Source organism: Rahnella victoriana, assembly GCF_021276285.1.
GTDB classification, from domain to species: Bacteria; Pseudomonadota; Gammaproteobacteria; order Enterobacterales; family Enterobacteriaceae; genus Rahnella; species Rahnella victoriana.
Window position 1 is genome coordinate 302039 of sequence record NZ_CP089920.1, and the last position, 22135, is coordinate 324173.

Annotated in this window: 24 protein-coding genes; 14 read left to right on the plus strand and 10 right to left on the minus strand. The window is 54.9% G+C overall.

Annotated elements, in window-relative coordinates; all coding sequences use genetic code 11:
- Positions 1 to 145 precede the first annotated feature (145 nt).
- The 7 genes from J9880_RS22700 to fucP all read left to right on the plus strand — a co-directional run bounded on the left by J9880_RS22700 (position 146) and on the right by fucP (position 6672).
- Entirely contained in the window at positions 146 to 886 is a 741-nt protein-coding gene (locus J9880_RS22700; RefSeq protein WP_119824167.1) for an SDR family oxidoreductase, read from the plus strand.
- Between the two features lie 63 nt (positions 887 to 949).
- Positions 950 to 1792, plus strand: coding sequence for a fumarylacetoacetate hydrolase family protein (locus J9880_RS22705; RefSeq protein WP_232770874.1), 843 nt, complete (start codon positions 950 to 952; stop codon positions 1790 to 1792).
- A gap of 27 nt (positions 1793 to 1819) precedes the next feature.
- A complete protein-coding gene (locus J9880_RS22710; protein ID WP_095925312.1) occupies positions 1820 to 3103 on the plus strand; it encodes an L-fuconate dehydratase in 1284 nt (427 codons plus the stop codon).
- Positions 3104 to 3128: 25 nt separating this feature from the next.
- Positions 3129 to 3962 carry an amidohydrolase family protein gene (locus J9880_RS22715; protein WP_232770875.1) on the plus strand — a complete coding sequence of 278 codons (834 nt, stop codon included), beginning with the start codon at positions 3129 to 3131 and terminating at the stop codon, positions 3960 to 3962.
- Positions 3963 to 3981: 19 nt separating this feature from the next.
- A complete protein-coding gene (locus J9880_RS22720; RefSeq protein WP_195817828.1) occupies positions 3982 to 4758 on the plus strand; it encodes an L-fucose dehydrogenase in 777 nt (258 codons plus the stop codon).
- Complete coding sequence (locus J9880_RS22725) at positions 4755 to 5123, plus strand: L-rhamnose mutarotase (protein ID WP_095925315.1); 369 nt, start codon at positions 4755 to 4757, stop codon at positions 5121 to 5123. Before J9880_RS22720 ends, J9880_RS22725 begins: the two co-directional genes overlap by 4 nt.
- A gap of 310 nt (positions 5124 to 5433) precedes the next feature.
- Positions 5434 to 6672 carry an L-fucose:H+ symporter permease gene (fucP, locus tag J9880_RS22730; protein WP_232770876.1) on the plus strand — a complete coding sequence of 413 codons (1239 nt, stop codon included), beginning with the start codon at positions 5434 to 5436 and terminating at the stop codon, positions 6670 to 6672.
- A 55-nt stretch (positions 6673 to 6727) separates the two neighbouring features.
- On the opposite strand, the gene J9880_RS22735 is transcribed toward fucP, so the two are convergent.
- Genes J9880_RS22735 through J9880_RS22745 form a run of 3 tightly spaced genes read right to left on the minus strand, consistent with a single transcriptional unit; the run spans position 6728 to position 8155 of the window.
- Positions 6728 to 7438 (minus strand): ArsR/SmtB family transcription factor, encoded by a 711-nt coding sequence (locus J9880_RS22735; protein ID WP_232770877.1) that lies wholly within the window; start codon positions 7436 to 7438, stop codon positions 6728 to 6730.
- A complete protein-coding gene (locus J9880_RS22740; RefSeq protein WP_131693938.1) occupies positions 7435 to 7827 on the minus strand; it encodes an amino acid-binding protein in 393 nt (130 codons plus the stop codon). The genes J9880_RS22735 and J9880_RS22740 overlap by 4 nt, the downstream gene beginning before the upstream one ends.
- Entirely contained in the window at positions 7820 to 8155 is a 336-nt protein-coding gene (locus J9880_RS22745) for an antibiotic biosynthesis monooxygenase family protein (protein WP_232770878.1), read from the minus strand. Before J9880_RS22745 ends, J9880_RS22740 begins: the two co-directional genes overlap by 8 nt.
- Before the next feature lie 241 nt (positions 8156 to 8396).
- Here J9880_RS22745 and J9880_RS22750 point away from each other — a divergent pair, with 241 nt between their 5' ends.
- Positions 8397 to 9380 carry a DUF1852 domain-containing protein gene (locus tag J9880_RS22750; RefSeq protein WP_232770879.1) on the plus strand — a complete coding sequence of 328 codons (984 nt, stop codon included), beginning with the start codon at positions 8397 to 8399 and terminating at the stop codon, positions 9378 to 9380.
- A gap of 31 nt (positions 9381 to 9411) precedes the next feature.
- Positions 9412 to 10443, plus strand: coding sequence for a methionine synthase (locus J9880_RS22755; protein WP_095925321.1), 1032 nt, complete (start codon positions 9412 to 9414; stop codon positions 10441 to 10443).
- 212 nt (positions 10444 to 10655) lie between these two features.
- Here J9880_RS22755 and J9880_RS22760 read toward each other — a convergent pair whose 3' ends face one another.
- Positions 10656 to 11786 (minus strand): HD-GYP domain-containing protein, encoded by a 1131-nt coding sequence (locus J9880_RS22760; protein ID WP_232770880.1) that lies wholly within the window; start codon positions 11784 to 11786, stop codon positions 10656 to 10658.
- Between the two features lie 276 nt (positions 11787 to 12062).
- Here J9880_RS22760 and J9880_RS22765 point away from each other — a divergent pair, with 276 nt between their 5' ends.
- From J9880_RS22765 to J9880_RS22780, 4 genes are all read left to right on the plus strand, one after another.
- On the plus strand, positions 12063 to 12833 hold the full coding sequence (locus tag J9880_RS22765; RefSeq protein ID WP_232770881.1) for a winged helix-turn-helix domain-containing protein: 771 nt from the start codon (positions 12063 to 12065) through the stop codon (positions 12831 to 12833).
- On the plus strand, positions 12830 to 13315 hold the full coding sequence (locus tag J9880_RS22770; protein WP_232770882.1) for a FidL-like protein: 486 nt from the start codon (positions 12830 to 12832) through the stop codon (positions 13313 to 13315). Before J9880_RS22765 ends, J9880_RS22770 begins: the two co-directional genes overlap by 4 nt.
- Before the next feature lie 200 nt (positions 13316 to 13515).
- On the plus strand, positions 13516 to 14082 hold the full coding sequence (locus tag J9880_RS22775; RefSeq protein ID WP_232770883.1) for a YfaZ family outer membrane protein: 567 nt from the start codon (positions 13516 to 13518) through the stop codon (positions 14080 to 14082).
- Between the two features lie 83 nt (positions 14083 to 14165).
- A complete protein-coding gene (locus J9880_RS22780; protein ID WP_165497969.1) occupies positions 14166 to 14342 on the plus strand; it encodes a lipoprotein in 177 nt (58 codons plus the stop codon).
- Between the two features lie 5 nt (positions 14343 to 14347).
- On the opposite strand, the gene msrA is transcribed toward J9880_RS22780, so the two are convergent.
- From msrA to J9880_RS22810, 6 genes are all read right to left on the minus strand, one after another.
- Positions 14348 to 15076, minus strand: coding sequence for a peptide-methionine (S)-S-oxide reductase MsrA (gene msrA / locus J9880_RS22785; protein WP_232770884.1), 729 nt, complete (start codon positions 15074 to 15076; stop codon positions 14348 to 14350).
- An 18-nt stretch (positions 15077 to 15094) separates the two neighbouring features.
- Positions 15095 to 15601, minus strand: a complete 507-nt coding sequence (gene msrB, locus J9880_RS22790; protein WP_232770885.1) for a peptide-methionine (R)-S-oxide reductase MsrB — start codon at positions 15599 to 15601, stop codon at positions 15095 to 15097.
- A 510-nt stretch (positions 15602 to 16111) separates the two neighbouring features.
- Positions 16112 to 18151 (minus strand): glycoside hydrolase family 31 protein, encoded by a 2040-nt coding sequence (locus J9880_RS22795; protein ID WP_232770886.1) that lies wholly within the window; start codon positions 18149 to 18151, stop codon positions 16112 to 16114.
- Positions 18148 to 19527 carry a glycoside-pentoside-hexuronide (GPH):cation symporter gene (locus tag J9880_RS22800; RefSeq protein WP_195817708.1) on the minus strand — a complete coding sequence of 460 codons (1380 nt, stop codon included), beginning with the start codon at positions 19525 to 19527 and terminating at the stop codon, positions 18148 to 18150. The genes J9880_RS22795 and J9880_RS22800 overlap by 4 nt, the downstream gene beginning before the upstream one ends.
- A 342-nt stretch (positions 19528 to 19869) precedes the next feature.
- On the minus strand, positions 19870 to 20100 hold the full coding sequence (locus J9880_RS22805; protein WP_095925330.1) for a non-oxidative hydroxyarylic acid decarboxylases subunit D: 231 nt from the start codon (positions 20098 to 20100) through the stop codon (positions 19870 to 19872).
- A gap of 29 nt (positions 20101 to 20129) precedes the next feature.
- Positions 20130 to 21560, minus strand: coding sequence for a non-oxidative hydroxyarylic acid decarboxylases subunit C (locus J9880_RS22810; protein WP_095925331.1), 1431 nt, complete (start codon positions 21558 to 21560; stop codon positions 20130 to 20132).
- Between the two features lie 151 nt (positions 21561 to 21711).
- Here J9880_RS22810 and J9880_RS22815 point away from each other — a divergent pair, with 151 nt between their 5' ends.
- Positions 21712 to 22125: a MarR family winged helix-turn-helix transcriptional regulator gene (locus tag J9880_RS22815; protein ID WP_232770887.1), complete on the plus strand. Its 414-nt coding sequence runs from the start codon at positions 21712 to 21714 to the stop codon at positions 22123 to 22125.
- Positions 22126 to 22135 lie beyond the last annotated feature (10 nt).

Consider the following 22135-nt stretch of genomic DNA (forward strand, 5'->3'; position numbering starts at 1 on the left):
ATGTAAAAAATTGGTTAACCGAAATAGCGTTTTAAGAAACAGCTTGCCGGACATCTTAGCAAACTGCACCGCTTTTAACGCGTTTTTTTCGCCTCCAATGGCCTGACCATTAGTCCTTTAAAGTGACGTTTTACGGGGAAAGACAATGAACCTGACAGGGAAAAAAGTGCTGATCACCGCCGCCGGACAAGGCATCGGTTTTACTACCGCGACGCTGTTTGCCCGTGAAGGCGCAGAGGTGATTGCCACCGACATCAATATCGACGCGTTGCGTGATATTCCGGGCATTACCCCTCGCCTGCTGGACGTAACGGATCCGCAGGCCATCGCCGCACTGGCGGAAGAAACCGGCGCGATCGATGTGCTGTTCAACTGCGCGGGCGTGGTGCACAGCGGCGACATTCTGACCTGCACCGAACGCGAATGGCAGTTTGCCCTCGACCTTAACGTCACCGCGATGTTCCGCATGATCCGCGCGTTTCTGCCCGCCATGCTCGGACGCAACAGCGGCTCGGTGATCAACATGTCGTCGGTCGCTTCCAGCATCAAGGGTGTGCCGAACCGCTTTGCTTACAGCGCCTCAAAAGCGGCGGTGATCGGCCTGACCCGCTCGGTCGCGGCGGATTACGTCACCCGCGGGATCCGCTGCAACGCCATTTGCCCCGGCACGGTGGAATCGCCGTCCCTGCGCCAGCGCATTGCCGCACAGGCGCAGGCAGAAGGCCGCAGTGAAGCCGAAGTTTATGCGGCATTTGTCGCCCGCCAGCCGATCGGACGCATCGGTAAAACCGAAGAGATCGCCCAGCTGGCGCTGTATCTGGCCTCGGATGCCAGTTCATACACCACCGGCACGGTTCAGATTATTGACGGCGGCTGGAGCAACTGACGCGCCAGCAGCGCCAGACATTTGATATTCACAGACCTGACTTTCACAGAAGGACACTGACCGATGAAATTATTACGTTACGGCAACCCCGGTTCTGAACGCCCCGGCCTGCTCGACAGCAACGGCAAATTGCGCGACCTCAGCGCGCATGTCACTGACATCAGCGGCGAGTTTTTACAGCCTGAAACGCTGGATAAATTGCGCCAGCTCGATCCGCAAAGTTTGCCGCTGGTCAGCGGTGCACCGCGTCTCGGTGCCTGCGTCGGCAAGGTCGGCAAATTTATCTGTATCGGTCTGAACTATGCCGATCACGCCGCCGAAACCGGCGCGGAGATCCCAAAAGAACCGGTGATTTTCAGCAAATGGACCAGTGCGATTGTCGGCCCCAACGACGATGTGGAAATCCCGCGTGATTCGGTCAAAACCGACTGGGAAGTGGAACTCGGCGTGGTGATCGGCACCGGCGGGCGCTATATCAGCGAGGCCGATGCCCTATCGCACGTCGCCGGTTACTGCGTGATCAACGATGTGTCCGAGCGTGAATTTCAGATTGAACGCGGCGGCACCTGGGACAAAGGCAAAGGCTGCGACACCTTTGGCCCGACCGGCCCGTGGCTGGTAACGGCTGATGAAATCCCCGATCCGCATCAGCTGAATCTGTGGCTGGAAGTGGACGGCAAGCGTTATCAGAACGGCAATACGCGCACCATGATTTTCCAGATCCCCGAAATTATCAGTTATCTGAGCCGCTTTATGAGCCTGCAACCGGGCGACATTATTTCAACCGGGACCCCGCCGGGTGTCGGACTGGGGCAAAAACCGCCGGTGTATCTGAAAGCCGGGCAGGTCATGCACCTCGGAATTGAAGGTTTGGGCGAACAGCGTCAGAAGACGGTGCAGGCATAACCCTGTGACAGCGTAAGGAATTTTGCGATGACAACGATTACAGCTTTACGTGTGGAAGATGTGCGCTTCCCGACCTCGCTGGCGCTGGATGGCTCGGATGCCATGAACCCGGATCCGGATTATTCCGCCGCCTATGTGATCCTCGAAACTGACAATCCGGCGCTTAAAGGTCACGGCCTGACGTTCACTATCGGGCGCGGCAATGAAATCTGCTGTGCAGCCATTAAAGCGCTGGAACATTTGATTGTCGGACGCGATCTGGCGGACATCACCGCCGATATGGGGCAGTTCTGGCGCGATTTCACCAGTGACAGTCAGCTGCGCTGGATCGGCCCGGACAAAGGCGCGATCCATCTGGCGACCGGTGCGGTAGTCAATGCCGTGTGGGATTTATGGAGTAAAGCCGCCGGTAAACCGCTGTGGAAACTGGTCGCCGACATGTCGCCGGAAGAACTGGTGCGCTGCATTGATTTTCGCTACATCACCGACTGCATTACGCCGCAGGAAGCGCTGACCTTATTGCAGCAGCGGGCGGATAACAAGGCGCAGCGCACGGAGAAACTGCTGGCGGAAGGTTATCCCTGCTACACCACTTCGGCGGGCTGGCTGGGTTATCCCGACGATAAATTGCGTCGTTTGTGTCAGGAAGCCGTCGACGCCGGTTTTGACTACCTGAAACTGAAAGTCGGGCGTGATCTGCAAGACGATATCCGCCGCGTACGTATCGCCCGCGAAGTTATCGGTCCGGATCGCAAACTGATGATCGACGCCAATCAGGTATGGGAAACCAACGACGCTATCCCCTGGGTGAATGCCCTCGCCTTCGCCAGTCCCTGGTTTATCGAAGAACCGACCAGCCCGGACGATATCGAAGGCCACCGCAAAATCCGTCAGGCTGTTGCGCCGGTCAAAGTCGCCACCGGTGAAATGTGCCAGAACCGCATCATGTTCAAGCAGTTCATTATGCGCGAAGCCATCGACGTGGTGCAGATCGATGCCTGCCGCATGGGCGGCGTCAACGAAGTGCTGGCCGTGATGCTGATGGCCGCCAAATACCATCTGCCGGTGTGTCCGCACGCGGGCGGCGTCGGGTTGTGCGAATACGTACAGCACCTGTCGATGATTGATTATCTGTGCATCGCCGGAACCCACGAAGGCCGCGTCATCGAATACGTTGACCATCTTCACGAGCATTTTGTGCATCCGTGTGACATTCGCGGCGCGGCCTATATGCCGCCGCAGGCACCGGGATTCTCCATCGAAATGCATCCGTCCTCGATTGAGCAATACCGTTATCACGCCGGTGCTTAATGAGAACGCCGCAGGGAGAATGCCGATGATGCGAATCGACAGCCACCAGCATTTCTGGCGTTACACGCCGCAGGATTACCGCTGGATCAGCGATGAGATGGCGGTGCTGAAACAGAATTTATTGCCGGAAACGCTGCGGCCAACGTTACAACGTCACGACACACAAGGAACGGTGTTGGTGCAAGCCTGTTCGTCAGCCAGTGAAACGCGCTGGCTGCTGGAGCTTGCGGAGAAAACGGACTTTGTCCGCGCGGTCACCGGTTGGGTGGATTTGTCTTCCCCCGCCCTGGCCGCTGAGCTGGAGGCGCTTGCGCATCCCCTGCTGCGCGGTTTTCGTCATCAGATACAAGACGAACCTGCGCCCGCGCAATGGCTGGCCGATCCGGCCATCAACGCGGGCATCCGTCAGGTTCAGCGGCAGGAAACTGTCTACGAGATTCTGGTGACGCACCGGCACCTGAGCGAGGCCGTGCAGTTTGCCGCACGCCATGATGCGCATTTTCTGGTGCTGGACCATTTCGGCAAACCGGATCTGAGCCGGGGCGCGGCGCACTGGGCGAAACAAATTGCGCCGCTGGCGGGAATGCAGCACGTCGTTTGCAAACTCTCCGGACTGCTGACCGAACCGCGTCTGGCGGGCATGACGCTGAATGATCTGCTGCCGTATTTCGACGCCGCGCTGGAGATTTTCGGTGCCGGACGGCTGATGTTTGGTTCCGACTGGCCGGTGTGTTTGCTGGCCGGAGAACATGAAGATCCGTGGGATTTATGCCAGCAGGCCACGGCGGCACTGAGTACTGACGAGCAGGCGGCCATTTATGGCGGTAACGCCTGCACGGTTTACCGACTACAGCCTTAACCGGCGACAGGAACGAGCAATGAATCTGCATCTGCAAAATAAAGTGGTGATGGTGACCGGCGGCGGGTCCGGCATTGGCGCGGCCATTTCGCTGACGCTGGCGGAAGAAGGCGCGATCCCGGTGATCATCAGCAATACCGAACCGGCCAATGAACTGATGCATAAACTGCAACAGCTTTCGCCAAAGGCCAGTTTTGTGCTGACCGAACTGCGCGACGAAGCCAGTTGCAAAGCCGCCGTGGACGACGTTCTCAGTCGCTACGGCAGCATCGACGGGCTGGTGAACAATGCCGGTGCCAACGACAGCGTCGGGCTGGACGCCGGACGGGAAGCCTTTGTGCAATCCCTCGAGCAAAACCTGATCCACTATTACCTGATGGCGCACCTGAGCCTCAATGCCCTGCGCGCCAGCCGGGGAGCGATCGTCAATATCAGTTCGAAAACCGCGTTAACCGGACAAGGCAACACCAGCGGTTACGCCTCGGCAAAAGGCGGCATTCTGGCGCTGACCCGCGAATGGGCGGCGGCGCTGCTTGGCGACGGCATCCGCGTGAATGCGGTGATCCCGGCAGAAGTGATGACGCCGCTGTACGAACGCTGGATCAAAAGCTTCGACCATCCCGAGGAGAAACTGCAACAGATCACCTCGCATATTCCGCTGGGACAGCGCATGACCACGCCGCAGGAAATCGCCAATACCGTGGTGTTCCTGCTCTCTTCCCGCGCGTCGCACACCACCGGCCAGTGGCTGACCGTGGACGGCGGCTATATGCATCTCGACCGGGCGCTGACATGACGCGCCGCTATTGTCAGGCGCTGGATCTGGCGGACGATCCGGCGCTTATCGAAGAATATCAGCGTTATCACCGCAACATCTGGCCGGAAATTACCGCACATCTGCGCCGTTACGGCATCACAGAGATGGAAATTTACCGGCTGGGCAACCGGCTGATGATGGTGATGGAAACCACGGAAGATTTTGACAGCGGGCTGTTCGAACGCCGCAGTCTGGAGGATCCGAAAGTCTGCGAATGGGAAGCCCTGATGTGGAAATATCAGCGCCCCACACCCTGGACGCCCGCCGGTGAAAAGTGGGTGGAAATGGAGAAGATTTTTTCGCTGACCGGTCAGGCTCCCCCGCATACGGAAGGCGTTGAGTAAAACTCGATCGGCTCCCTCCCTTGGGGAAGGATCTGAGTAAAGCTCGATCGGCTCCCTCCCCTGCGAAGGGGAGGGTTGGGGTGGGGTATTAAGGGCAGCTCCAGATCTGGCGTTGCCTGCTAAACCCCCTCCCAACCTCCCCCTTCGCAGGGGGAGGAGCAGAACGAAACCCGCTTCAACCCTGACAGTGGGGAGGAGCAAAAAAACTCCCTGCTGTGAGGGAGAAACCGTTTTTCACGTTATCTGACATAAAAAATCAGCCACCTGAGCTGAACCCCTACATGCGTTACCAGATACTGAGGAATACATTATGCTCGCCGACAAAACTGCCGCGCCCACGTATGCGCAGCGCAAAACGACGTCCGGTTTCCGACTGGCGTTCATCCTGGTCACCACGCTGTTTTTCCTGTGGGGTTTATCCTACGGGCTGCTGGATGTCCTGAATAAGCATTTCCAGGAAGTGTTACACGTCAACAAAGCCCAGTCGGGGCTGCTACAGGCCGCCTATTTCGGGGCTTATTTCATCATAGCCCTGCCCGCCGGGTTCTTTATGGACAGGTTCGGCTATAAAGCCGGGATCCTCGTCGGGTTATGCCTGTATGCACTGGGCGCGTTGTTATTCGTTCCCGCTGCGTCCGCGGGCAGTTTCGCCATGTTCCTGTTTGCGCTGTTCGTGATCGCCCTCGGTCTGGGTTGTCTGGAAACCGCCGCCAACCCGTTCGCCACCGTACTGGGCGATCCGGCTGGCGCAGAACGCCGTCTGAATCTTTCTCAGTCTTTCAACGGATTAGGCCAGTTTGTCGGCCCGATCATCGGCGGTTCGCTGTTTTTCAGCGCCACGCAAGGCACCACGGCGGACGGCCTGTCATCGGTCAAAACCACCTATATCGCCATCGCGGTACTGGTGTTGCTGATCGCGTTCCTGTTCGGACGCACCAAACTGCCGGACATTCGTGAGCAAAGCACCGCAGAAGATCGCGGCGTGGAGAAAGGATTGTGGCAGCACGGTCATTTCACCGGCGGCGTGATCGCGCAGTTCTTCTATGTGGCGGCGCAGGTGGGTGTCGGCGCATTCTTCATTAACTACACCACGGAACACTGGCATACGCTGTCGAACCAGAATGCATCGTACCTGCTGTCTGTCGGCATGATCAGCTTTATGGTCGGGCGTTTCTTCAGCACCTGGCTGATGGGCTTTGTCCGCCCCGCCACGCTGCTGGTGGCTTATGCCATCATCAATATCGTGCTATGCGGCGTGGTGGTGGCCGGGATCGACAATGTGTCGGTGATTGCGCTGGTGGCGATTTTCTTCTTTATGTCGATCATGTTCCCGACCATTTTCGCGATGGGCGTCAAGAACATGGGCAAACAAACCAAACGCGCCAGCTCGGTGATGATCATGGCGATCGTCGGCGGCGCGGTGATGCCGTACCTGATGGGTGCCATCGCCGATCACTACAACACCGCCGTGTCCTACGCCCTGCCGATGGTGTGTTTCGCGGTGGTACTGGTTTATGCCGTGAAACAGCGGGCCAAAACCGCGATTTAAGGAAGGTAGAGTTCGTCACAATCCCCCATCCCTGACAGGGTGTTAAGGAGGGGGATCAGGCCAGATCGAGGCCGAACAACCGCCGCATGGCTACTCTGCCGCTGTCGGTGACGCTGACTTCGCGAAAGCCCGGCGTGCGGGATATCCACTCTTTTTGCAGCAACAGCGTCATTAATGCCTGCCCCGCATCCCCTCCCAAATGGAAACGCCTTTCGCTCCAGTCGAGGCAAGGACAACACGCCTTGCGACGCGGACGCGGATCAAGCACGGCACCTAGACGCTGAAAATGTTCTTTCCCGGCCGGTGTCAGCGCATTCCCGTCAGCTTCAAGCCAGTTTTCATGCAGCAGGAAATCGTAGATTTTTACCGCCAGTTCTCCGGCCAGATGGTCATAACAGGTCCGCGCATATCGCAGAATCACCGGCGTCCGGGATGCAAAGGGCGTGTGATGATGCATGGAAACCCCCATCAGGTTTTCCAGCAGTCCGGCGATATGATGGCCAGCCAGGCTGTAATACCGGTGGCGTCCCTGCATCAGGCAAATCACCAGCCCGTTGCTGAGCAGCCGGGTAAGATGACCGCTGGTGGTGGAGGCAGCAATGCCTGCCACCGCGCTGAGTTCAGTCGCCGTCCACGCACGTCCGTCCATCAAAGCACACAAAATACTGACCCTTGACGGGTCAGATATTGCGGAAGCCACCAGTGACATGGATTTTTCAAGGGAATCGTCCGGCTCGCTGTCATATTCGGTATGAAGAAAATTCATTCAGAGTGTATGGCCCATTGTTGAGTGACTTCCGCCGCCCGGAGATCATCATCCGTCAGCAGGATGAGACGGTTACTGTGATCGCTGTACTGTACCAGAATATTAATGCCATGCCGGGCGAGTGTCTGGGCGATTTCACCCAGTTCTCCCGGACGTTTCTGCGGCAATTTTCTTATCAGCGGGCGGGCCACCTTTCTGACCTCAAAGCCAGCCTCCGTCAGAACCTGACGGGCTGTCTCGCCCTCTTCCACCAGAAAATGTGCGTGCGCCGCTTCCGGTGTGGAAAATACGCCACCGCCTTCCAGACCCACGCCGTTGAGGCCGAGAACGCGTCCCAGTGAGCCAAGCGCACCCGGACAATTGCCGAGGATAACGTGAATGTCATACATGCTGATGCGCTCCTTTCGCTGAAGACGTGTCGGAGGAATATTCCCGAAATACCCGGGCAACGCGGATTCTGTAGAAGGAAAAAATCGACTGTTTTCCCTCTTTCTGGGCTGACAGATGCGTCAGATTCTGTTTCCAGCCAGCCACCGACTCCTCATCCTGCCACCAGGATAAAGACAGGATTTTTCCGGGCGTGCTCAGGCTCTGGAAACGCTCTATATCAATAAACCCCGGCGTGTCCGCCAGCAACGGCTTCAGTTCGGCCGCCAGTTCAAGATACCGCTCACGCGCTTCGGGTACCGCATCTGCCTCAAAAAGGACTGCAATCATTTTTCTGCTCCGTCATGAATTTCACTCAGCTTATTACCGGTAAAAAACGGATGCTTCGGTCAGCGCCGAAGTGTGCCGGTAACGCGCAGACAGGATCATGAACTTTGTTCATGTTCTGTGAATTTATATCACTTTTTTTCACTCAATGACTCAGGCATAAAAGAGTCATCGCGATTCACTCTTAAATATGAAGACGACTGAAATAATGTAGGTTTTTCAGCAGCCGGGACACCTGATAAAAATGAAAAAAGAAATTACATTCACTATTAAGAGCATTCGTTTTGACGAAAAATATAACCCTTCGGAAAATACGCGTATTACGACTAACTTTGCCAATCTGGCAAGGGGTGAAAAACGTCAGGACAACCTGCGCAACACCTTAGTGATGATTGACAATCGTTTCAATTCTCTGGCCCATTGGGATAACCCTAAAAAAGACCGGTATTCTGTCGAACTCGACATTATTACTGCTCAGCTCAATATTGATGTTGAAGGTCAGGCCGACAGCTTCCCGGTGATTGAAATACTGAAAACCACCGTCGTGGATAAAAAAACCAACGAACGCTTTGAAGGGATTTTGGGAAATAACTTTTCCTCTTATGTGCGTGATTATGACTTCAGCGTTTTACTGCCAGCGCACAATAAACAACAACCCGAATTCAGCCTGCCGGATAACTTTGGCGAACTGCATGGCAACATCTTCAAATGCTTCGTTAAATCAGACATTTACAAAGAACAGTTTACGAAGGCTCCCGTTATCTGCCTGAGTGTTTCCAGCAAAAGCACCTATTACCGCACAGGCAATAAGCATCCCGTACTGGGCGTTGAATATCAGCAGGATGAACTCTCCCTGACGGATGAATATTTCGCGAAAATGGGATTACGCGCGCGCTATTTCATGCCTGAAAATAGCGTTGCGCCTCTGGCGTTTTATTTTTCCGGCGATTTACTCGGCGATTACACTAATCTCGAGTTAATCAGCACCATCAGCACGATGGAGACGTTTCAGAAGATTTACCGTCCTGAAATTTATAATGCGAATTCCGCCGCCGGAATACAGTATCAGCCGAGCCTGAATTATCAGGATTATTCGTTAACCCGCATAGTTTATGACCGGGAAGAACGCAGTCATCTGGCGATTGAGCAGGGGAAATTTACGGAAGAAAACTTCATCAAACCCTACCAGACTGTGCTTGAACAATGGTCTGCTCATTCCGCTCTCTGATTAACCATAAAAAAGATAAGGTCACCTGTGTATGAAAAAGTTATTACCGACATCAACGGCGGGCAGTCTGCCTAAACCGTCGTGGCTGGCACAACCAGAGGTGCTGTGGTCGCCGTGGAAATTGCAGGATCAGGAATTAATCGACGGTAAAAAGGACGCCCTGCGTTTGTGTCTGGAAGATCAGCAGCAGGCGGGGATCGATATTGTCAGTGACGGCGAGCAAACGCGTCAGCATTTTGTCACCACCTTTATTGAACATCTCGAAGGCGTTGATTTCGAGAAACGTGAGACGGTAAAGATCCGTAATCGCTATGACGCCAGTGTGCCGACCGTTGTCGGCCCGGTCAGTCGTAAAAAGTCCGTGTTTGTGGAAGATGCCAAATTTTTACGCCAGCAAACCACACAACCGATCAAATGGGCTCTGCCGGGGCCGATGACCATGATCGATACGCTTTATGATAACCACTATAAAAGTCGCGAAAAGCTGGCCTGGGAATTCGCTAAAATTCTCAATGAAGAAGCCAGAGAATTAGAGGCGGTGGGCGTCGATATTATCCAGTTTGATGAGCCGGCCTTTAATGTGTTCTTCGATGAAGTGAACGACTGGGGCATTGCCACCTTAGAACGCGCCATCGAAGGGCTGAAATGTGAAACGGCTGTCCATATCTGTTACGGCTATGGCATCAAAGCCAACACAGACTGGAAAAAAACGCTGGGGACGGAGTGGCGGCAATACGAAGAGATTTTCCCGAAACTGCAAAAATCCAATATCGATATCATCTCACTGGAATGCCACCACTCACATGTTCCGATGGAACTGATGGAACTGATCCGCGGTAAAAAAGTGATGGTGGGCGCGATTGACGTGGCCACCAACACCATTGAAACCCCGGAAGAAGTGGCCGCGACCTTGCGTAAAGCGCTGCAATTTGTCGATGCCGACAAACTTTATCCCTGCACCAACTGCGGCATGATCCCGTTACCGCGTGGCGTCGCAAGGGGCAAACTGGACGCGTTAAGTGCTGGCGCAGAAATCGTCCGCAAAGAACTTCTGGCGAAATAACATCGCCGCCTCTGCGTTGACCTGAAAATGCACGCTGACCTGGCGATCGGATCGGTCGCCAGCCTTTCACCCTCCGGCATCATTATTTACCTCCGGACTGCAAAATACCCCTCTCCGTTTTACATCCTCTGCCGGTTTCCTTCATCCCTTTAACACCGCTAAATATCACTTTCTGCCATTTATGTTTTGTTTAATACCCAAAATTATAATCGTCATAACTGAAATGGATCTGCACTGAGTGCCTGCATTTCGGATGACATCAGATGGGTATGCAACGCTCCCACGATGGCTGGATCCAGCCCTCCCTTGTCGGCGGTCTCCTGCATCATGCTCAGGCATTTTTCCGGCGGGAAGGCCGGTTTGTAAGAACGGGATTCCCGCAGCGCCGCGTAACAATCGGCGACCGAGATAATGCGCGGCCCCAGATCCAGCTGCGTTCCGCGCAGACGGAAAGGATAGCCCTTACCGTCCGGCCGTTCATGATGAAAACTGGCCATCCGCGCGATGTCATGCAGACCGGCGATGCGGGACAGAATTTTCCAGGTGAACTGCGGGTGAATATGGATCTGCCGCCGTTCAAAATCGCTCAGCGGTTCGGCTTTGGTGAGCAGCGCGGCGGGCACCACCAGCTTGCCTAAGTCATGCAGCAGCCCTGCGACACGGACATGCGCGATGCCTTTTTTGGAAAATCCGTACAGCTGCGCCAGCCGGGCGCTGATCGCCGACACCATGACGGAATGTTGCTCAGCGGAGCGGCAATGCCGGTCAATCACGCAGGCCAGCAGCGCGGAGAGTTGTGTCAGTTCATCATCGCTGAGTACGCGCGGAGGAAACGGCGCAAAGGCGCAGGGATTGTCGATCAGCGTGGCGGAGGCCAGTTCAGTCCAGAACTCGCGATCCAGCCCGATTTCGCGTAACGCCAGCACATCGTCGAGCAGATAGCGTGTGCCGATGGAATCACACAGGGTTTCGATCGCCTGCGACGGATAATGTCCGCGCGGAAATTCATGCAGGGCGAGCAAATCCAGATTATCCGCCAGATCCAGCAAGCGGCTTTCCGGATGCTGCTGCCCTCTTCCGGCGATCAGCCCGGCGCTGTCAGCCAGCAGCGGGATCCCGGCCAGCCGTTGCGCGCAATCTGCGGGCGCATGCGCCCCCCGGCCCAGGTCGCGCAATAACGCCGCAATAAACAGGCGCTGTTGCGCAGGCTGGCTGAAGCCACGCTGACGGGCAATGCTCATCACGATGTAGGCACGCCGCACGCCACGGTGTCCGTTTTCAGGGCTTAACAAGTCCAGGGCAGAGGAAAATCCGATGAGAAAGTCAGTAAAGGTGATGTCCACGAAGCCGCTCCCGCTCAGTCAGTAAGGCATGCAGGAAACCGCGTTTTGGCGTGGCAGACAATTTAATTACCCGATGGGGGTATATATAGGTTTTTATTTATCAATAGTGCGTTTCGACAACATAATAATTTGCTTTTTGCCCGGTGCGGCTAAGAGTTTTACTTATCCCCGGCGCGGACTCGGTTGGCAGAATTTAGCCTGTATACTATTAATCCGAGGCGTTTTTTTAAATCCGACGGGATTTTGGTTGGCTTTACTCATTTCAATCAGGGCACGATGAAATATCTTATTGATAAAGCGATAGAATTTAATACCGATGATGGCACGCTGCATTATCCCGCCAGTCAGGACGTCATAAAACTGACCCTTCCGGCGGCACGTCTGCTGGAAGAGTTTCTGGCCTCCGGCGGCCGTGACCTGACGCGGGAATACCTGCTGGAAACGGTCTGGGATAAGCATGGGTTGCAGGCGTCCGGCAACAACCTTAACCAGTACGTCAGCATTTTGCGGCGTAATCTGGCACTCCTCGAATGTCACGAACTGATCGTTACCTTGCCCAAAGTCGGCTTTAAGCTGAACACCGCCGTCAGTGTGGAACCGCTGGAGGACACGCCGCCGGAGGAAATAGCGCCGCCGGTCACGCCTGCGGTCACGGATCCCCCCGTGCAGGCTGCCTCTTCCTTGCGGCACATTGCCTTCCTGTTACTGAGCGTGGCAATCCTGGCCGGAATGGTCTGGGGTATCTGGAGATTTTATGACGCAAATAACGGCATCACCGAAATTCAGCAACCGGATACCGGGTGCGAGGTGATATACCTGAAAGATATTCCGGATGAGGACAAACCCGCCGTGCTGGAGCGGGTCGGTCTTATCCTTAAAGTGAATAACCTGCAGTGCAAAAAAAACAACATGATTATTTATAACAATGAAGTGTCTTATTCCTCAAAAAACAATGCCAGAACCTTGTTGTCTCTGTGTGCTGTTGGAAAAAAGAAAGAGATTATTTCCTGTGATAATTTTTACCACTATAAGTGGGTTAAGCCATGAAGATGAATAAACACCTCGCTCTCGCCGTCGTGGTTGCAGGCATCATTATTACTGCCTTTATTTTCCTGCCGTCAGGTAAAGCCATCCCTACGCTAAAATGTAAAGCCTTCGCCAGGGTCAACATGGATGTGGAAAACGGCCAACTGGTGTTTTCCATTGTGGAAAGTCTGCAATTCTACGATAAAGACAAAGGCATTATTCAGTACGAAGGTTATGTGAAGTCCGATAAAGGAAACACCTATCTGGAACGTACGGTTTATCTCAGTCATGGCGTCAAAGTCGATAATAAAACGTTCCATTTCGACATTGACAAGGTGACACCGTCACCTCTGGATACCACGCCGGACGCTGACTTCGATCAGATGTGGCTGGAAACCACCGGGGATAATGCGTCTTTAAACATCGGCGTGAAGCCCATTCGCGATCAGACTTACGTCATCAGCAGTACCTATTCCCCGCAATTCGTCTGCGTGGCGTACTGAAGTGCCATGCCGGAGTCAGAACATTCATGCCATACATCATTAAAATGAAAGAACAAAAACCTATTTATCGCCTCATCTGACATATAAATTGATGCGTAAGGCCGTCCGGGTGTTTTATAACGCCGGACAAAAGGGGTCGCCGGTCTGGTGAAAATTTTGGCAATGGTTGCCCCCGGCTAAACACATAAACAGGTAATCCAATGCGGACAAACACAATCAAACTTGCTGTCGCTGGCAGCGCAATCGCGGTATTCATGGCGTTTTCTGCCCCGTCTCAGGCCATGGAACTCGGTGCAAAAGCGGGTACGGACTTCACCGAACTGAATGTCGGAATGGGCCGTCAGACATCCGGTTTATATATTGAGGGCAACTGGGCGAAGAATACCCAAAATGGTCGTCAGATCGGCGGCATCAGCAGCGGTTTTAATATTCCGCTGGGACCGGCGATGATTAATCTCGGCGCAAAAGCGCTTTATATGCAAGGCTCCACTTCTGATAACGAAGGCGTGGCGTTCCCGATAGGTGGCGGTATTACCGTGCCATTTACGGACAGCCTGGCATTTTACGCAGAAGGTTATACGGCACCGGATGCATTAAGTAATCGCGTGAAATCTTATACCGAAGCCGATGCCGGATTTAGCTGGGTGCCAGTGGAACCTTTAAAACTGAAAGCGGGTTACCGTTATGTCGGTCTTGACGGCACGGCGGGCAATCCTGACGAACGTATTATCGATGGGGCCTATTTAGGCGCTGAGATGGACTTCTGATTTATTCTTTTCCGTTCTGCCAAGAGTGCACATTTCACTTCCCGAAATGCGCACTCCCTTATTCTTTTTTCAGGATTGCACCCATGAAATCTTTATTACGTCTGATGCTTTCTGCGACTTTATTATTTTCCCTGACCGGTTGTGTGATCGCAGGCCCGCACGATCATCATCACGCTTCCCGTCATGAACAGCCGCACCCTCATCACCCGATGCCGCACAACGACAGCCATCATGAACATCATCACGGCATGAAATCCTGAGTGCGTTATTCCTTCACCAGCACAGGCTGTTCGCGGTAATTCGCCGGAAAGTGCTGTTTCAGATCGTGAATTTTCGTCAGATCGTTCACCACAATGTACGGATAGTCCGGGTTATCGTTTAAAAAGTTCTGGTGATAGGCTTCCGCCGGATAAAAGTGTGCATTGTTTTCCACCTTCGTCACCATCGGCTCACTGAAGCTGTGGCTGGCATTGAGCTGGGCAATGTACGCTTTCGCCACTTCCGCCTGCGCGCTGCTGAGCGGGAAAACGGCGGAACGGTATTGCGTGCCGCTGTCCGGCCCCTGCCGGTTCAGCTCCGTCGGGTTGTGTCCCACCGAGAAGAAAATATGCAGCAGCTCGCCGTAAGTCACCTGCGTCGGGTCAAACGTCACTTTCACTGATTCCGCATGACCGGTTTCGCCGGTGCTGACCTGCTCGTAACGGGCTGTTTGCGCGTCCCCGCCAGCATAACCGGACACCGCGCTGGTCACGCCTTTCACATGCTGGAACACGCCCTGAATTCCCCAGAAACAGCCCCCGGCGAACAGCGCCGTTTCGCTGTGTGACGTGCCCGCCGGTTCATCTTTTGCCGGTGCGGCGATCACCACGGCGGGTTCTGCGCCACCGCCCCACGACCAGGCGTTATTTTGAAAGGCAAAGGCCGAAGCCAGTACCAGTCCGGCGATCAGGCTGTAATTACGCAAGCTGCGCACTTTTTTGGATGCATTTTTCATTATGAATGTCCTGACTGATTAAGCTTTCGGAGTGAACGTCATCGCCAGCCCGTTCATGCAATAGCGCAGACCGGTCGGTTTCGGCCCGTCATCAAACACATGCCCGAGATGGCCCCCGCAGCGACGGCAATGCACTTCGTCCCGCACCATCCCAAGCGTGGTGTCCCGGCTGGTCTGCGCCGCATCCGCCAAGGGCTGCCAGAAACTCGGCCAGCCGGTATGGCTGTCGAATTTGGTCGCCGAGGAAAAAAGGGCAAGGTTGCAGCCCGCGCAGGCGAACTCCCCTTGGCGATGTTCCGCATTCAGCGGGCTGGAATAAGGCCGCTCCGTTCCCGCTTCACGCAAAATACGGTACTGATCCTCGCTCAGGCGCTGATGCCACTGGGCATCGGTCAGCGTGATTTCAAATTTTTCGGAAGTCGTCTGCGCACCCGCCCGGCGGGAAAACAGTGACGGAACCAGCCCCATCACGGCTACGGCGGATACCGCTCCGCTGCCCAGCAGGAAATTACGTCTGTTAATCATGATTGCCACCGTTCCGGTTGCTGTCGATGGCATCAGATTACAAGGGGAAGGATTACGGAATCCTCGCGGAGAGTTAACGGTTTTGTGATAACTGGATTTGCGGTTGCACGGAGGGGCTGGAGTAAAGGCTGGAATGAGGAAGTTTCGGTTTCTCACGTGCGGTGACTGCTCAGCAATTGCCGCCGAAACCGACCAAAGAGGGCTATGACGAGCCCTCTTTGGAATCTCCACGTCTTAAACTGCGCGCTTCGCTCGCAGGCTATGTTCCAGCAACCACAGTGACAGGCTGGAAACTGGGAGATTGGGTTAACTCCCTCCCCTGCGAAGGGGAGGGTTGGGGTGGGGTATTAAGGTCAAAAGTGAGTGCTGAAGTGTGCGCGGGCTTGGGTATGGGTGTTGTCTGCTAAACCCCCTCCCCGCCTCCCCCTTCGCAGGGGGAGGAGCAGAACCAACCTACCCGATTAGCCCCCTTCGCAGGGGAGGAGCTAAAAGCGAAACCTCAGAAGGGCGTCAAATACCAAGTTCTCCTTTCACGTCTGCCCCTTCCCGCACAAACGCCGGGATTTCACTCATCGGCGCGGCGACTGTAATCGCCCTTCCGCCTTCATACCGTTCGCCATTCAGTGCCACCCAGGTTTCTCCTGCCGGTAGCCACACTTTCCGCTCGCGCTGACCCGCATGCAGCACCGGCGCGACCAGAATATCTGCGCCGAGCAGGTACTGATCTTCCACCTGCCAGCTTTCCGGCTGTTGCGGGTATTGATAGAACAGGGTGCGCATGGCCGGATCGCCCTTTTCGTGGGCTTCCTGCATGACGCGGCTGATGTACGGACGCAGTTTTTCGCGCAGGAATAATCCGCTTTTCATCAGTTGGTAATTTTCTTCGCCATAACTCCAGACTTCATTCGGTGCGCCGCTGTTGCACTGGGCGATGCCATCGCGCCACGGTTCCGGCGGCTGGATCTGTGGCTCACGGTAGCCGTGTAACCGCATGACCGGACAGAATACGCCCCACTGGAACCAGCGGATCAGCAACTCCTGAAACGCCGGATCGTTAACATTGCCGCCCTGGAACCCGCCGATGTCCGTCGTCCACCACGGAATGCCCGCCAGTCCCATGTTCAGACCCGCAGCAATCTGATTGCGCAGGGCGTGGAAGGAAGAGTGAATGTCGCCCGACCAGGCCAGCACACCATATCGCTGGCTTCCCGCCCAGGCGCAGCGAACCAGATTCACGATCTCGTTTTCGCCTTCCTGCTGTAAACCGTCGTAAAAACCTTGCGCAAATTTCTGCGGATAAATGTTGCCGACTTCCAGCACCGGCCCGAGGTGATAGCGATAATTATCAAAATCATAGGCGCGGTATTCCGGTTCCGCTTCGTCAAGCCAGAAGGTACGGATACCCAGATCGTAATAATTTTGCTTCACTTTCTCCCAGACAAACTGACGCGCGCCGGGATGTGTGGCATCAAAGAAGGTGCAGTTGCCAAGGAAATCCAGATTCACCGACACACCACGGTCGGTATTCACCAGATAACCTTTGGATTTCATCTCTTTATAATTGTCAGTGCGGCTGTCTACCGTCGGCCAGACCGACACCATGGTTTCGATGCCGAGAGATTTCAGCTCCGCCACCATGGCTTTCGGATCCGGCCAGTCCACCGGATCAAAACACCATGTCCCCTGATTCGGCCAGTGGAAGAAGTCGATGACAATGACCGATATCGGCAGATTGCGGCGTTTGTATTCGCGCGCGACCTCGAGCACTTCCTGCTGCGTGCGGTAACGGAGTTTGCATTGCCAGAAACCGGTGGCGTATTCCGGCATTTGCGGCGCGGTGCCGGTCGCACGGCCATACTGATGCATGATGTCTGCTGGGGTGTCTCCGGCGGTGATCCAGTAATCCATCTGCTCCGTGACCTGCGCTTCCCAGCGGGTGATGTTCTTGCCGAAGGTCGCCTCGCCAATGGCCGGATTGTTCCACAACATGCCGTAACCGAGGCTTGAAAGCATAAAGGGCACGCTGGCCTGTGAGTTACGCTGCGCCAGTTCCAGCGTGCAGCCTTTCAGATCCAGACAGCTTTGCTGGTACTGCCCCATGCCATAGATTTTCTCATCCGGCCGCGATTCAAACCGCACCGTCAGCTGATGTTTACCGCCGGGAATGGCTTTAAATTCGCGGGCATCCATTTTCAGCGCACTGATGTATTTATCCTGACTCTTCTCGGTCGCGCCGATACCGACCGTCGAACGCTGACGCCAGAACTCCTCGAGGATCAGCTCACCGCGCCGGTTATAAAACGCCAGCTGCCCTTTGATATTCACCGTCGCCGTGATGTTGCCGTTACGGATGCTCAGTGTTTCGGAACCCTGGCTGATGTCGCTCTGCGGCTGTTCACCCGCAGGCAGCAACGCCCACAGATGATCATTCAGCGCCGGCCGGCAGGTAGCACGCACGCGCAGGCTGTGCTCACCCCAGGGTTCGATCACCAGCGTTTGCTGATCGAAATGCCAGAGGATACGGTTTTTTTCGGCGATTAATTCGCTCATGCGGACTCCTGTGTATGCAAAGTGGCCTGAGGGACAGGCTCATGATCCTGAGAAATTTTGGACTGGTTGATCTGTTTCATGGTCGCATCGTTCAGTTTGTACCAGCGCATCGACAGCGCGCTGCACATCGACAACACACCCGGCACCAGCGAGAACAGCGCGATAATTGACAGCATCGCGGCAGTATTTTGCTGGGCGGCATGCGGTACATAACCGCTCATGCCCAGCGTCCAGCCGACCACCGCCCCGCTCACCGCCATCCCCATTTTGAGGATCGCCAGCAAGGTCGAGAACACCGTGCCGTCCATACGTTTGCCCTGTTTGTATTCGCCGTAATCCACCACGTCGGACATCATCACCCACATCAGCGTGGTGGTGACCTGATAGAAAGTGGAGACCAGCAATGTCATGCCGACCAGCAGGGAAATCCACGCCGGGACAAAGAAGATCGCCGCGCTCAACGCACCGGTTAAGATGGCGCAAAGCGTGAACGCCGCCAGCTTGCTGCGGTTGCGGGTCAGCGGTTTGACCAGCAAACTGCCGAGGCTTTTACCGATAATGTGCGCCGCCAGCAGCCACATAAAGTAGCTGGCGTTACCGAGATAATAGGTGACGTAATACATCATCGCGCCGAGGCGCACGACACCAAACGAGATGTTGAAGAAGATCAGAGCCGCGACGACGCGCCACTGATCGTTGCGCACTAAATCGCGCAGATCGGAGAGGAAATTCTCGTGCGTCGGCGGCGCGCTGATACGTTCTTTGGTGTTGAAGAAACACAGCAGGAACATCACCACCGCAATCGACGCCATGATCGCCATCGCGCCAAAATAGCCGTCGAGCTTATTTCCGCCGCCCATCATTTCCGCCAGCGGCATCATCAGGAAGGTGGACATCGCGCCGCCCAATGTCGCGAGGAAAAAGCGATAGGATTGCAGGGAAATACGCTGTGAATTATCTGGCGTGATGATCGCGCCCATCGAGCAATAAGGAATGTTGATGGCGGTATACATCAGCATCATCACGCAATACGTGACGCTGGCGTACACCATTTTCCCGCCGAGCGTCAGGGATTCCGGCACCGCGTAAACCAGCAGACAGCTAGCGCCGAATGGCAATGCAAGCCAGAGAATATACGGCCGGAATTTACCAAACCGCGTTTGCGTGCGGTCAGCGATCAGCCCCATCGCCGGGTCAACAATCGCGTCCGCGACACGTGCAACAAGAAACATTGTCCCGACAAAAACTGCCGGTAATCCCACAACATCGGTGTAATAAAACGTCAAAAATATAATCACATTGTCCAGGCCAATATGGCTCGCCATATCACCCAGACCGTAACTGATTTTTTCTTTTACGGATAATTTCGCAGTCATTTTTCGTCCTGCCTTTTGTAGGGTTAAACACAAAAAAGTCAGTCCGTCCGTGGCCCGAGGACTTGTTATAGAATGGTTAAAAGGCAGTCACAATTGCGAGATGTTATAAATTTCTTATGATTTTTGATTAATGTGATACCGGTAACATGGGAAGGGGAATTAAACGCGCCCTCCCCTGCGAAGGGGGGGGTTGGGGTGGGGTATTAAGGTGAAAAACAAAAGTCAGCGTGTACGCAGGGTGGGTGTGGTCTGTTAAACCTCCTCCCCGCCTCCTTCGCAGGGGAGGTCCAGGACAAAACCGCCAGATCATCTCCCTTCACGTCACGCGGGGAGGAGAAAATCTTATAAATCATTAAGTAATAGCGGAATCGACGGTACCATCGGCGCATTATCAATATCGGCCTGGGTCATGCGGAATGCTTCCGGGTAATGTTCCCGGCTGGTGCGTCGCAAAGGTTCAGTGGAACGCCAGGTGTATAAACAACGCTGGCACTGATGCACAGTCCAGACGCCTTTTACCGGGGACACGGCCATCAGTTCGATATGCTCATCGGCACAACGTGGACAAATCATAATCACTCCTTAATGCAATCGGTGAATGCTCAGATCTTGCGATCTGCCAGCAGGGTATTCAGTTTCACGATCCAGTCTTTGGTTTCCGGTAGATCGCGTACCGGCTGGCTGTAGTGACCGCGGTTATCCGGCGCGACCGGCGTGGTGGCGTCAATGATCAGTTTATCGGTGATGCCCGCCGGGGATGAACCGGGATCCAGTTCCAGCACGGACATATTCGGCAGCTGGACCAGGTCGCCCGCCGGATTGACCTTGGCGGAAAGCGCCCACATCACCTGCGGCAGATTGAACGGATCCACGTCCTCATCCACCATAATCACCATCTTCACGTAGCCCAGACCGTGCGGCGTGGTCATGGCCCGTAAGCCGACAGCGCGGGCAAAGCCACCGTAACGTTTTTTAGTGGAAATGATCGCCAGCAGGCCGTGGGTATACATCGCGTTCACCGCTTGCACTTCCGGGAATTCCGCCTTCAGTTGCTGATACAGCGGCACGCAGGTGGCCGGTCCCATCAGATAATCGATTTCTGTCCACGGCATCCCGAGATACAGGGATTCAAAGATGGGTTTCGTGCGGTACGAGACTTTATCGATGCGCACCACCGTCATGTTACGGCCACCGGAATAGTGTCCGGTGAATTCGCCGAACGGCCCTTCGATTTCACGTTTACGCCCTTCAATCACCCCTTCGAGGATCACTTCTGAGCCCCACGGCACGTCGAATCCGGTCAGCGGCGCAGTGGCAATCGGGTATGGTGCCTGACGCAGCGCGCCCGCCATTTCATATTCCGACTGGTCATATTTCAGCGGCGTTGCGCCCATCAGCGTAATGATCGGATCGTTGCCGAGCGTAATGACAATCGGCAAATCTTCGCCGCGTTCTTCCGCTTTATGTAAGTGCAGCGCAATGTCGTGCATTGGCACCGGTTGCAGCCCGAGCTTACGTTTGCCCTTCACTTCCATGCGGTAAATGCCGACGTTCTGCTTATCGAAACTGTCAGGATCGGTCGGATCGCGCGACACCACGCAGGCTTTATCGAGATAAAAACCGCCGTCACCGTCGTTCAGCCGGAACAATGGCAGGATGTCGAACAGGTTGATGTCTTCGCCATCGACCGTATTTTCCGCCCAACCCGGATTTTCGCGACGCTCCGGTTTCACCGGAAAGGTATCCCAGCGGCGGATATATTCGGCAATCTGTTCGTTGGTCGATGTGGAAGGCGGCAGCCCCATTGCAATGGCGTGGTTGGGCCACGAACCCAGTGTATTAAGCGCAATGCGGGCATCAGTAAATCCTTCCACATTATCGAAATACAGCGCGGGGGCGCCCTCGCCGATACGGCCGGTGGCGTTCGCCGCCGCGGCCAGATCCGGCTCTGCCTTCACCTGTTCGGTAATTTTCAGCAGTTGTCCGTTTTCATCCAGTGCGCGCATAAAGCTGCGCAGATCATCAAAAGCCATCTCGATTCTCCTTCCCAGTTCATTTAGTTTGTTCGTATACGAATGACTTTTACCTTATACTCCTTTTGAAAACCCCGCAATGGCTTGTCGCCTTCGCGCTTCAGAGATTGCTAAGATAGAGGCAGACCAATAAGAAAATCGGGAAATGATGATGAGCACACAATTGAGACAGGAAGCCTTTCACTTAATGCGTAAGGTATTCCAGCAACACACCGCGCGATGGCAGCAATGCATCCCGGATCTGACGAAGCCGCAATATGCGGTGTTGCGCTCAATTGCTGAAAACCCGGGCATTGAACAGGTACAACTCACGGATGTCGCCGTCAGCAGCAAAGCGACGCTGGCAGAAATGCTGTCGCGTCTGGAAGCGCGCGGGCTGTTGAACCGTGAGGCGGACCCGGCGGATAAACGCCGCCGTTTTATTACGCTGACGCCGGAGGGTAAAGCCGTGGTGGCGAAAACCCAGCCGGTCGGGCAGCAGGTGGATACTGAGTTTTTGGCAAGACTTTCTCCTCACGATCAACAGCATCTGGTGCGTCTGTTGAAATCAATGACGGAGGACTAACGGGAGTTTT

Excerpts from the sequence above, each read along its gene's own strand:
- J9880_RS22765 (WP_232770881.1), top strand. The coding sequence starts at position 12,063 with ATGAAATATCTTATTGATAAAGCGATAGAATTTAATACCGATGATGGC.
- J9880_RS22750 (WP_232770879.1), top strand. The coding sequence starts at position 8,397 with ATGAAAAAAGAAATTACATTCACTATTAAGAGCATTCGTTTTGACGAA.
- J9880_RS22715 (WP_232770875.1), top strand. The coding sequence starts at position 3,129 with ATGATGCGAATCGACAGCCACCAGCATTTCTGGCGTTACACGCCGCAG.
- J9880_RS22810 (WP_095925331.1), bottom strand. The coding sequence starts at position 21,560 with ATGGCTTTTGATGATCTGCGCAGCTTTATGCGCGCACTGGATGAAAAC.
- J9880_RS22735 (WP_232770877.1), bottom strand. The coding sequence starts at position 7,438 with ATGAATTTTCTTCATACCGAATATGACAGCGAGCCGGACGATTCCCTT.
- J9880_RS22805 (WP_095925330.1), bottom strand. The coding sequence starts at position 20,100 with ATGATTTGTCCACGTTGTGCCGATGAGCATATCGAACTGATGGCCGTG.
- J9880_RS22725 (WP_095925315.1), top strand. The coding sequence starts at position 4,755 with ATGACGCGCCGCTATTGTCAGGCGCTGGATCTGGCGGACGATCCGGCG.
- J9880_RS22795 (WP_232770886.1), bottom strand. The coding sequence starts at position 18,151 with ATGAGCGAATTAATCGCCGAAAAAAACCGTATCCTCTGGCATTTCGAT.
- J9880_RS22775 (WP_232770883.1), top strand. The coding sequence starts at position 13,516 with ATGCGGACAAACACAATCAAACTTGCTGTCGCTGGCAGCGCAATCGCG.
- J9880_RS22700 (WP_119824167.1), top strand. The coding sequence starts at position 146 with ATGAACCTGACAGGGAAAAAAGTGCTGATCACCGCCGCCGGACAAGGC.
- J9880_RS22755 (WP_095925321.1), top strand. The coding sequence starts at position 9,412 with ATGAAAAAGTTATTACCGACATCAACGGCGGGCAGTCTGCCTAAACCG.
- J9880_RS22800 (WP_195817708.1), bottom strand. The coding sequence starts at position 19,527 with ATGACTGCGAAATTATCCGTAAAAGAAAAAATCAGTTACGGTCTGGGT.
- fucP (WP_232770876.1), top strand. The coding sequence starts at position 5,434 with ATGCTCGCCGACAAAACTGCCGCGCCCACGTATGCGCAGCGCAAAACG.
- msrB (WP_232770885.1), bottom strand. The coding sequence starts at position 15,601 with ATGATTAACAGACGTAATTTCCTGCTGGGCAGCGGAGCGGTATCCGCC.
- J9880_RS22720 (WP_195817828.1), top strand. The coding sequence starts at position 3,982 with ATGAATCTGCATCTGCAAAATAAAGTGGTGATGGTGACCGGCGGCGGG.
- J9880_RS22705 (WP_232770874.1), top strand. The coding sequence starts at position 950 with ATGAAATTATTACGTTACGGCAACCCCGGTTCTGAACGCCCCGGCCTG.
- J9880_RS22770 (WP_232770882.1), top strand. The coding sequence starts at position 12,830 with ATGAAGATGAATAAACACCTCGCTCTCGCCGTCGTGGTTGCAGGCATC.
- msrA (WP_232770884.1), bottom strand. The coding sequence starts at position 15,076 with ATGAAAAATGCATCCAAAAAAGTGCGCAGCTTGCGTAATTACAGCCTG.
- J9880_RS22780 (WP_165497969.1), top strand. The coding sequence starts at position 14,166 with ATGAAATCTTTATTACGTCTGATGCTTTCTGCGACTTTATTATTTTCC.
- J9880_RS22815 (WP_232770887.1), top strand. The coding sequence starts at position 21,712 with ATGAGCACACAATTGAGACAGGAAGCCTTTCACTTAATGCGTAAGGTA.
- J9880_RS22745 (WP_232770878.1), bottom strand. The coding sequence starts at position 8,155 with ATGATTGCAGTCCTTTTTGAGGCAGATGCGGTACCCGAAGCGCGTGAG.
- J9880_RS22740 (WP_131693938.1), bottom strand. The coding sequence starts at position 7,827 with ATGTATGACATTCACGTTATCCTCGGCAATTGTCCGGGTGCGCTTGGC.
- J9880_RS22710 (WP_095925312.1), top strand. The coding sequence starts at position 1,820 with ATGACAACGATTACAGCTTTACGTGTGGAAGATGTGCGCTTCCCGACC.